This window comes from Belliella calami (genome assembly GCF_022549695.1).
Taxonomy (GTDB): domain Bacteria; phylum Bacteroidota; class Bacteroidia; order Cytophagales; family Cyclobacteriaceae; genus Belliella; species Belliella calami.
In genome coordinates this window covers 394,053-404,242 of record NZ_JAKZGS010000004.1, presented here as the reverse complement: position 1 = coordinate 404,242, position 10,190 = coordinate 394,053, and the positions used below count along the sequence as shown (strand labels likewise).

Genomic DNA, 10,190 nt, shown 5'->3' with positions numbered 1-10,190 from the left:
TTGTATACGCCATATCAAGTTCTATTAGAAAGTATATCTACGTAGGACTAACTTCAAATCTTGATGAAAGAATTCATAGACACAATTCCGGATACGAGAAAACCACAAAACCTTATACGCCTTTTGATTTATACTAGAATTTTTCAGAAAAAAAATTAATGTTAGAAATCACGACATACTTGAAACATCCCTCTTGAAAAAGATTAAAATATCCCGCCTCCCAAATTTTGCAGTCTCTCGGCCATCGGAATTGTCTAACTCTTATTTGATCTATCTAAAATCAGCTGAATCAAATTATCAGTCTTGGAACATAAAGATTGGAATGAGCTAAATTTTCAAAATCAGAAAAAAACAATATACTTTGAAAACCGTTATATAGGAAGTACAATTGTTTAAAATACAATTTTTATCAATTCAAAATTTATTATTCACACAAACGCTTTTAAAAAATGAAAAAAAATCATGAATTCCGTTTTGTCAAAGGTTTAGGTATTGCACTTATCCTTTTCACTTTTGTTTCTCAAAGTTTTGCACAAAGCAAAAACCCAGGTCCTCGTATAGGTATCAAAGGTGGGGCAAACCTATCCCAATTCTTTGTCGATCAACCGACAGCAGAAGATGAAAGTATGAAATTAGGCTTACATTTTGGGCTCTTTACAAAAATCCCAGTAAACAATTTTCTATCCTTTCAGCCAGAAATTCTTTATACCAATGTAGGATCAAAAGTCTCCTACGGTGGAAGTAACCTTGAAAGTGCTCTCGGAATAAGAGAAGGTGAAGTTAGGTTCAACCTGAATTACATCCAATTACCGCTTGCATTTGCCGTGAATGTTGGCCCTCTAAATTTACATGCAGGCCCTTACTTATCTTATCTTGCTTCCGCGAATGTAAAAAACCTCAGGGAATCTGACTTAAGCACAATAAATACGATTGAATTGGACAGAGATGACTTCAATCCTTTCGATTATGGAATTTTGGCAGGAGTTGGTTTTGATGTTCAAAATGTCACGATTGGCGCCCGTTACAATTATGGCTTAAGGGAAATAGGAAAAAGTGGCTTAGCTGGCAATCTAACCAATAACTCTAAAAACTCAGTGGCTCAATTATACATTGGTTTTGGATTCTAATGATTAAAAAGTCAGTCGCATCAATGTTTGCGATTTTCAGATTAAAAATATGTTTGCTGGCACTACCCCAATACGATTGTTAGAAAATTGACAATTAATGTTTTATGAAATGAATTGGGCAGAAATTCTTTGATAAAGTAATCTATAAACAAGAAGTACGCTCCGAACGGTTAAAATCTTGATAACTCGAGCAAACAAATCATAAATTAAAAAAACCCAATCTTCATAAAAGATTGGGTTTTTTAGTTTATGGGTTGAAATCACTTGGTCTGAAATCCAATCCTCGCTAAATTCACAGTACCTGAAGGAGCATCCATGACAGCTACTGTATTGAGGGTTTTTAGATTTCTGACATGGATTTTGGTTTTGTCAACATCCAATACATATAGAAAGTTTTCCGAAGCAGTCAAAACGGGATTCTCTTCACTCATGATTCTGTAATGCTCCCATTCTTCTCCGCCGATTCTCGCACTTACATTTTCTGCTTCAATCACCGTTTTGGAAGCCAATTCATTTCCTGAAGAAGTTTCAAATACCTTTACCACATTATCTTTTGTCTGAACAATCAAATACCCACCATCAGCACTCAGAAAGTAAGTATTGATGTTGTTTGACAAGAAGATCGGCTTGATGGTATTGACAACAGGATCTATCTCAAAAATGCCTTGTTGGCTTGCATAGCCATAGAATTTGTTGATGTTGTCGTTAGCTTTAATCGTTCCCATCCAATTGCCAGAAGTAGATTGCAGTGGGCTTGGATTAGGAATTAACTTAATCTGATCATCAGACCCTGCCACAATCACACCTTCAGTCCCACCGAATACTGCAAAATCACCATTGGATGCATCTCCATGGATTCCCGTGACAGATACTTCTGCATTTTCAGCAATCAAGTCACCAGTTAAACCCAACAATTTCACTCTTTGTGGAAGGGTTCCTGTAGTCCCTTCATCTTTGAAAGTCACTGCAAGTTTGTTTCCTTTCAACCATGTCGCCGCACCGTGGTGCACACCATTGCCAAGATCAGAAATAACCGTTGGACTAAAGCCTGGAGCTTCCATGTTGGACTCTCTCGCCAATGTAATACTTCCATCTCCATCATTGAAGATGATAACATTCCCAGAAGTTGAAGAAAAATGGGTTGGCAACGGAGCTACTGCTGTGGCAGATAACCACTTTGGAGCGTAAGCATGGCCGTGGTCACTGTGGTTTTCCAAACCCGAATCGAAAAACCTAACATTCCCTTCTGCTCTTTCGATAGACACAATATATCTACCAGATGAAGTTACATAGTTTGCACTGGTAGCACTGAAAGCAGAAAGGTCAGGCTGAGCAAAGTCTTCAGAAATAGGATTCAACATACCCAACTTGGAATTTTCATTCCAAAGCGCCAATCTGATCCACTCGCTTTCTGTTTCCCCAAAATTCGGCTCTTCTATAATAGGATCCTCTTTCTCCTGGCACCCAATCAAAGATGCAAACAATAGTGCACTCGCAAATGCATAATACTTTTTCATAAGTCTTTTTTTTACAAAGGTAAATCCAAATAATTTAAACGCAACATTGTTGCATTTAAATTATTTATCAAAATCAATATCTTAAACAGCATCAGAACTTTAGAATTAAGATTTTTATCAATTTTCATTTTAGTGTAAACACATTTTTACTTTTCGTCATATCTATGAAAGTGATAAATGTCAACGAGAATCGCCCCTTTGCTTCAATGTGCACATGTTGGTCGCTATTGAAATTTTGCTGGATAGGAAATTGATAGTTTCCATGCAGCATCATATTTCTGAACTGTACTTGCAGACCTGCTTGAGCGAATGTTGCACTTCCTCCGCTGTTTACTTGATAAAAACCCTCGAAAGTATGCTTTCCTCCATTTTCATGATAGATTCCTAGCAATGGAATTGGGAGGATTTTTTCTGCTTTTGGTTTATAGAAAATACTAGCTTGGACATTATATTGATTTCCAAAACGGTATTCTTGAGAATTTTCAGAGTTAAATTTATAGACACCTTCTAAGTTTACACCCCATCGATTTTTCATTGAAGTAAAATTGAGCATCGTCAAATAGTCCCAAGAATCACTTCCCAATTGAAAGTTTGGATTGATCAGTTGCGAAGTCTGGGAATATTCAAAGTCTCCCAAAGGGGCTTTGATACCTCCCCCTATCCACAAGTTGTGCAGCCATTTTTCCATGGGATTACCTTTTTGATCCAACACTTTATAATTCAAGAGTAGCATGGGGTCACCAAAACCACTTAATGCTTCATTTTCATGGCTGCCATCCATTTGATTATACATGTATGGCAACACAAAATTCAACTGCCATCTTTCTTTGAGGGCAATCCTACCCATGATGTCCAATCTCTGATAAAGATCGTTTGAAAACTCGCGTTGTCCCGCATGAGTCATCTCTGCATAGAAGCTTGATCTTGAATATTTGACCCCAAGAAAGTGGGCTTCATTTTGTGGAATTATCCCAAAATTGAATCCTCCCAATGCACAGCCACAGGCCTCACAAGCGATTACTTTTTGATTGGTAATTGCTATAAGAATAAGTATTGAGAAAATATATTTATAAATTCTATTCATTGGAGTTAAAGAAAATAGGGTTGTTAATAAAGTTGTCATCAGTGAGAGATTTTAGAAAGGCAATAATTTTTTCCTTTTCTGGATCTGTAAGCTGAATCGTCGGTTTGCCATTTTTGAAGACCAATGGGTCAATGTTGACCTGCTCCTGTATTCCTTCTGTATAATGATTGAGAACCTGAAGCAAACCCTCAAACCTAGCATTGTGCATATATGGACTTGTCACTTCGATATTGCGAAGTGAGGGAACTTTGAATTTGGCACGATCTTGCGCAACTTCTGTTATAGCCTCTCTGCCAAGATCTGTGATTGTTTTCTGGACACCATTGTTTCGATAGCTTAAATCGGTGAAGAGTGGTTCTCGGTGACAGCTTTCACAATGCTTTCTAAATAATAGCAAACCTTCGATTTCCTCTTGGTTCAGTGCATTTTGGTCTCCTTTGACAAATTGGTCATACCTCGAATCTGCAGATACCATCAGCAGCATAAACTGGCTGAAAGCATGCAATACGTAAGGACCTGTAATCTCTTCCACCCCAAAAGCCTCTTTGAATAATTTAGGATATTGTGTATGATTATTCAGCTTATGAACTAGATTTTCAAAACTTTCGTCCATTTCGATCTCAGACTCTATTGCCAGAATTGGCGCAAAATCCAAGTGGGTCACACCTCCATCCCAAAAGAATTCAGTTTGAAATGCCAAATTAAAGAGCGGAGGAGAATTCCTGACACCTTCTCGGTCTTCCACTCCAAAACTGAATGGATGCAGCCATGTATCTGCAAAAGCATGGCTTTGGACATGGCAGGAAGAACAAGACACTGAACCATCTCGGGAAAGTGAAGGGTCGAAAAACAGCATTTTCCCAAGATTAAAACCCTTTTCATTCACGTCATTGTTTTGGAAGGTGTAGGTGGGTTCTGGAAAATGAGAAGGTTTTTCAAATCTGTATAAACTCAATATTGGTTCATCAGATTCCGAAACACATCCTACCCACACAATTACTACAAACAAGAGAGCAGGCCATATCAGCCTGTCTCTTGTAGTTAAATTATATTTCATCGTTTTATTGATGGGTGTGATCCACTACAAATGCCTCTGCCAACTTTTGCACGAATGGTACTGCAGCTGCTGGAGAATGGATGTTGTTTTGAATAGCCAAGTCAGTATCTCCTATTACTTTCAACAAGTCCATAATGATGTGTGGAGAAGGTCGCATTGTTTCACTAACCATGACAGTTGCATCAAAAGGCAAAGAAACCTCCACGTTGTTATCAAAGAATCTCTGTGGATTTTCGTCTGCAGAAGGAATATTCTTCCAGCCTCCAATATGGATCTGAAGCCTATTTTCATCTCTCAATGATGCTGGAGAATGCCCTTCAATGATATAATTGATAAATCCGGAATTCCAGTTCCAAAACCAAGCACCCGCAGCCCTATCCAAAATACCTCCTACAGCACCTTCCTGGATTCCGTCTTCTTTTACTCCAAGATTGAAAATGATCTTGTTGTATTGTCCAGCAGGAATATTCTTAAGATGGATATTATAGGTATCGGATTCTCCTTGAACTACCCGATAGTAACCTTTGATTTGTTTTGCGTCAGCAGATGCATTCATTTCATCTATGAAAACCTCGCCATTTGGCCCTTCGAGTCTTACATGACTGATGTAATAGCCAAACCTCGTCAAATTAAACTCTTGTCCATTGGCGTTTGAATACCTATAATTTGTACTTCCTACTTCGTCTATAACCATGTTCTGATTACCTACATAATTATCAAATTTGACAATCATTTCTCCTTGACTAATAGAATTAGGATCCTCATTTTCCTGACAAGAAAAGAAGAGGGAGGAAAAAAGAAATACTATTGATATTGCTAATTTTGATTTGATATTTTTCATGATTGATTTTTTTCTACTTTTAATTTTTTGACAATATTTTACTGTAGAAGGCTTTTGATAGCCTTCTGAAAAGCATGATGATTTTTACCTTTTTTTAGCTCCAATTTCATGTAAACAATTGAATCCTAAATGACAAATCCTTCAAGGCTTTACTAGCTTGATCCCTAAAAATCAAGTTTTCAATAAATCCTAAAAGATCTAAGGTTGAACATTCATCAAAAAAATGAAGTAGAAGTTGGTGGTTTGTCTATTTGGAACAAGTGCGTCAAATATGTTGGCATTTCCCAAAGCATATTATTATCTATGATGCTTGAGAAATACCATTTTTGATAGGAAAAATTTGACTCAATTAATGTAAATAAATTGAAATCAGCTCTAAAATCCATCCAATCAGATTCTTGCTGATCTGTTGCTTTATCAAGCTGCTTGTTTAGAAAGCAATGTCCATTACATTCGGACATTGGAATGTCCCTATTCTCACAAAACATCTCCGAAATAAAGGAGCGGTTGAGTTGAAAATTCACACAAATGACCGAATAAACCATACTATTCAGTACAATCATCCAAGCCATACACAAAATCCAAAGTGTACGTAGCATATTGTTATCCCAACTAAATAGGATGCTAAAAACCCACTAAAATGAGTTCGATTTCACGAATTTTTTAATTAATTATAAAGCAATGTAGTTTGGTTGAGAATAAGGCCTATCAAGCTAGGATCATGGAAACAGCTAAATTATCGCCATAATTAATCAAGCTTTTTTACCGAAAACCTTACGGGTCTTATCAAAACGACAGTGAATTATATAGCCACAAAATTTGGCATCTCTTCTTCAATGAAGAACTCGGTATCAACCGAAAAAATCAAATTCGCGGAGGAACTTCTATTACTCCGACAAAAAAGTCAGTTACAGCCTCATTATATTTCAAATAGTCTTGCAGTATTTCTATAGCCACAGGTGTTGGAAGGTTGGCGTCAACCTGAGTCACTATGAATTGTCCAAAATCAATGGAAAAGGAATGTTTACTGTTTTGCTCTTGCTTTTCCCTTTCGGCTTTCAATTGTTGAGCAAGGTAACATTTACCATCACACTTAAGCTCAGGCTGGCTTTTGTTGACACAAAAACTCTCTATTATAGCCGATTTATTTAATTCATAGGATCCTTGTATCACGGAATAAACCATGCCGTTCATAAGCAGAAGTGCACAAAGGAATATATGAAATAGGCTTTTCATTTGGTAAGCAAAATTATAAGTCAAAAAATCATTTACCAACTTAAATCAAACAAATCTCACTTTAATCTCCATCCTTCTATATAGTCGCCACTGATTAGTCAAGTTGTTACGACATTCTTTTCAGAGTTCGATTTGAGTTTTCATATTTTTTCAACAAATTATAAATTCAAATTCATTTGAAACATAATAGCTAGTATCAATAAATGAAACCCTCCAAGGTATTGGAAATTTCTAAAAAATCTAATATGTTAGCTTTATGAGAAAAATTTTTACCAAAATACAACTGATACTTTTCATTTTAATCTTAGGGTTACGCTTTGCTTCCTATGGGCAGGAAAGGAAGATAATCCCATTGAACGAGCACTTTTTTGCTATTGAAACTGGAGGTGGAGAACACGTTTTCAATAATGTCATAAGCTCTGCAATTGAAAAAGAGCTAAATGAAAAGATTTTTACTTTGGACAATCGACTGGTCAAGGTCATTAAGCATACTTTTGGAGGTGAGGAAAAGGAAGTGCTGCTGTGGACACAAGAACAAATACTAGATGCAAATGGAAAGCTTCAATTCACCAAATTGAGTTTTACAAATGCTGATACGGCTGTCACAAAAATCATAGTAGACGATAATCTTATTTTGGATTTGGCTTGCCTTTACAACAATTGTAGTGGCTTATTTTTGAATTCTGATGGAGATGAGGAAATAATTGATAGAAACATTTTTGAACCCAGCTTCAAAAGTAAAATGATTTGGCAGGAATTTTTAAATAGCAACCTAACCTACCCCTTGGCCGCAAGAAGAGTCGGGGCTCAAGGTGAGGTTATGGTTGGAATGCAAATCAGCGACTCAGGTGAGGTGATTGAGAGCAAAATTTTAAATTCAAAAATCATCAGCCCCGTTTTAGTCAAAGAAGTGGAACGTATCATTAAGAAATATGATAAAGGATTTGTTCCTGCGAGAGACTTGAATGGCAAAAACATGACTGCATGGATGTATTTTCCAGTAAAATTTGTCCTAAACTGACTTTTTCTAACACAATCTAAAATACAATACAAATTTATTTGATCATACAACTTTCTATCGTAATATTGCAATGTAATAACAAGTGAATTTGAAATAGGCTTTCAAAGAAATTTAGTTGATTTACATTTGAAAAATGCTAGGATTAAACCTTGGCTTATAAATAGAAAAGCAATGCGTAACCATTTCTATATCAACTTTATTTCTACAATATTTCAAGCATTATATTTCACGAAAGTGTGTTTCAACTCATCCTTCCACCTTCTTAATTCCTCCTTTCTAAAATGGGTGTTACCAAAACAGATCTCTTCACCGACTACCAAAACGAATTGGCCAAAATAGCTAAAGTCTTTGCACATCCGGCACGAATTGCCATTCTCGAATATTTGATTCAATCTGACACCTGCATCAATGGAGATTTGGTTCAAGAACTTGGACTAGCCCAAGCAACCATCTCACAACACCTACGCGAGCTAAAAGAAACCGGCCTGATCAAGGGAAGCATCGAAGGTGTATCAGTATGCTACTGCATCGACCCGATCCGATGGACAGAAGTACAGAATTTGTTTCAAGGACTATTTGATGGCTTTCCTAAGATCTCTGGATGCTGCTAGATTAAGATACAAGAAATTAGATGCAAGATTCAAGACTAGGTTAGTTGTAGTTTCAAGTATCCCGTCAAATCACAGTTTAAAATAAATTTATCAAGTTCATTTAAAATATATCGTGAGCCAAAGACAGCGCTTTAAATTTAAAAGTCTTATGTCTTGCGTCTCATATCTAAAATCTAAAAAAATGAAAACTAAAGAATTTATACAGATCCTACAAGAAAACCCTGAAAAGGCACTTTTCTTCGAATATCAATCAGGTCAATATGTGAGAACTGATTACCATATCACCGAGATCAAAAATGTCAATTATGATACTGTAGACTGTGGTGGTATCCGGAATCAATGGTCTGAAGTACACATTCAGCTTTGGGAAAATGAAATCCCAGAACCTGACCATGCTGTCGACAGCACAAAGGCATTGAAAATCTTTGAAGTAGTGAACAAAGTAAGAGAGACCTATCCTGACACTGAAATTAAATTTGAGTATGGCAACTCGCTATTTCCAACCGCAGTGCTACCAGTTCACAATATCAAAGACACCGGCAATGCTTTGATCGTGCAACTGACACCTGACCAGACGACCTGCAAAGCCAAAGACCGCGCAACTACTCCTGAGGAAAAAGCTGCTGCTTGCTGCGGACCAGTCTCTGAAAAACCAAAAATAAGAGTTTCCCTAGCATCTCTTCAGACAGCGAATAGCTGCGAACCTGGATCGGGATGTTGTTAAGAAACCTTTGAGGTCTTAAAGACCTCGAAGGTTTAAAGAAACCGAAATACTATTTAAAAAGCTTCAAAACACAAAGACCTCGAAGGTTTGAATGTATAACCACACTTTTAACTAAAAACCTTCGGGGTTTTGGAAACCCCAAAGTTTATATCAGTACACCATGAACCTATACCCCATCCTCCAATCCCAAATCGAGCAGGCGCAGACGCTGCCGATAACTGAAGAGCGAAAAGCTGTCCTTCAAGTTCTGATTGATTACATCCAAAAGAAAATCGATCAAGATCAGGAAATCAACCTGAATTATATCTGCACGCACAATTCCAGAAGAAGTCAGTTTTCCCAAATCTGGGGAAAAGTCGCAGCTACATACCACGGAATTGACATTAGCTCTTACTCAGGTGGCGTAGAAGTAACTGCTTTCAACGAAAGGGCGGTTGCTTCTGTCAAAAGATTTGGTTTCAAAGTCAGCAAAGAAGGTGAAGACAACCCAAAGTATTTTGTCTTATACTCAGATGACGAAGAACCAATAGTGGCATTCAGCAAAGTATATGATGATGTAGCCAATGCCCCTAGTGCCTTTGCAGCAATCATGACCTGTTCCCATGCAGATGAAAACTGTCCGTATATCCCAGGTGCTGAAGCCCGGATCCCCGTCAGGTATGAAGACCCAAAAGCATTTGACGACACAGATCAAGAAACTGAAAAATATGATGAAAGATCACTTCAGATTGCTTCGGAGATGTTATTTGTGTTTTCTAAAATTAAAAAATGAAATAAATCTTATGAAATAAAATAGAAATATGCTTCACGAAATATTCTCTGCCATTCGGTAGATAGGTTCGTGAAATAAATTGAAATATGCCTTCGGCGAAATAAAATTGAAATATGGTGAAAACCCTATTTCCACTTTATTTCAAAAATATTTCTCAATTAATTTTATTCTATTTCTAATACATCCTTATTCAATTAATG

Annotated in this window: 12 protein-coding genes; 6 read left to right on the top strand and 6 right to left on the bottom strand. The window is 36.9% G+C overall.

Features of this window, described 5'->3' with window-relative positions:
- Window positions 1–11: 11 nt before the first annotated feature.
- Both MM236_RS08395 and MM236_RS08390 read left to right on the top strand, forming a co-directional pair.
- Window positions 12–137 carry a GIY-YIG nuclease family protein gene (locus tag MM236_RS08395; RefSeq protein WP_369415193.1) on the top strand — a complete coding sequence of 42 codons (126 nt, stop codon included), beginning with the start codon at window positions 12–14 and terminating at the stop codon, window positions 135–137.
- Window positions 138–449: 312 nt separating this feature from the next.
- Window positions 450–1,127, top strand: coding sequence for a porin family protein (locus tag MM236_RS08390; RefSeq protein ID WP_241274513.1), 678 nt, complete (start codon window positions 450–452; stop codon window positions 1,125–1,127).
- 260 nt (window positions 1,128–1,387) lie between these two features.
- On the opposite strand, the gene MM236_RS08385 is transcribed toward MM236_RS08390, so the two are convergent.
- The 6 genes from MM236_RS08385 to MM236_RS08360 all read right to left on the bottom strand — a co-directional run bounded on the left by MM236_RS08385 (window position 1,388) and on the right by MM236_RS08360 (window position 6,862).
- Window positions 1,388–2,644 (bottom strand): hypothetical protein, encoded by a 1,257-nt coding sequence (locus tag MM236_RS08385; RefSeq protein WP_241274512.1) that lies wholly within the window; start codon window positions 2,642–2,644, stop codon window positions 1,388–1,390.
- A gap of 124 nt (window positions 2,645–2,768) precedes the next feature.
- A complete protein-coding gene (locus MM236_RS08380; protein WP_241274511.1) occupies window positions 2,769–3,728 on the bottom strand; it encodes a hypothetical protein in 960 nt (319 codons plus the stop codon).
- Window positions 3,721–4,785 carry a cytochrome-c peroxidase gene (locus MM236_RS08375; RefSeq protein WP_241274510.1) on the bottom strand — a complete coding sequence of 355 codons (1,065 nt, stop codon included), beginning with the start codon at window positions 4,783–4,785 and terminating at the stop codon, window positions 3,721–3,723. Before MM236_RS08375 ends, MM236_RS08380 begins: the two co-directional genes overlap by 8 nt.
- 4 nt (window positions 4,786–4,789) lie before the next feature.
- The gene (locus tag MM236_RS08370) at window positions 4,790–5,626 is read right to left on the bottom strand and encodes an MbnP family protein (RefSeq protein ID WP_241274509.1); all 837 of its coding nucleotides are present in this window, start codon (window positions 5,624–5,626) and stop codon (window positions 4,790–4,792) included.
- A 215-nt stretch (window positions 5,627–5,841) separates the two neighbouring features.
- The gene (locus tag MM236_RS08365; RefSeq protein WP_241274508.1) at window positions 5,842–6,225 is read right to left on the bottom strand and encodes a hypothetical protein; all 384 of its coding nucleotides are present in this window, start codon (window positions 6,223–6,225) and stop codon (window positions 5,842–5,844) included.
- 265 nt (window positions 6,226–6,490) lie between these two features.
- Entirely contained in the window at window positions 6,491–6,862 is a 372-nt protein-coding gene (locus MM236_RS08360) for a hypothetical protein (protein WP_241274507.1), read from the bottom strand.
- Between the two features lie 256 nt (window positions 6,863–7,118).
- Between MM236_RS08360 and MM236_RS08355 the strand changes: the two genes are divergently transcribed.
- From MM236_RS08355 to MM236_RS08340, 4 genes are all read left to right on the top strand, one after another.
- Window positions 7,119–7,883 carry an energy transducer TonB gene (locus MM236_RS08355; protein ID WP_241274506.1) on the top strand — a complete coding sequence of 255 codons (765 nt, stop codon included), beginning with the start codon at window positions 7,119–7,121 and terminating at the stop codon, window positions 7,881–7,883.
- Between the two features lie 281 nt (window positions 7,884–8,164).
- Complete coding sequence (locus MM236_RS08350; RefSeq protein WP_241274505.1) at window positions 8,165–8,494, top strand: ArsR/SmtB family transcription factor; 330 nt, start codon at window positions 8,165–8,167, stop codon at window positions 8,492–8,494.
- A gap of 181 nt (window positions 8,495–8,675) precedes the next feature.
- Window positions 8,676–9,218 carry a DUF6428 family protein gene (locus MM236_RS08345; RefSeq protein ID WP_241274504.1) on the top strand — a complete coding sequence of 181 codons (543 nt, stop codon included), beginning with the start codon at window positions 8,676–8,678 and terminating at the stop codon, window positions 9,216–9,218.
- 160 nt (window positions 9,219–9,378) lie between these two features.
- On the top strand, window positions 9,379–9,990 hold the full coding sequence (locus MM236_RS08340) for a low molecular weight phosphatase family protein (RefSeq protein ID WP_241274503.1): 612 nt from the start codon (window positions 9,379–9,381) through the stop codon (window positions 9,988–9,990).
- Window positions 9,991–10,190: the final 200 nt, after the last annotated feature.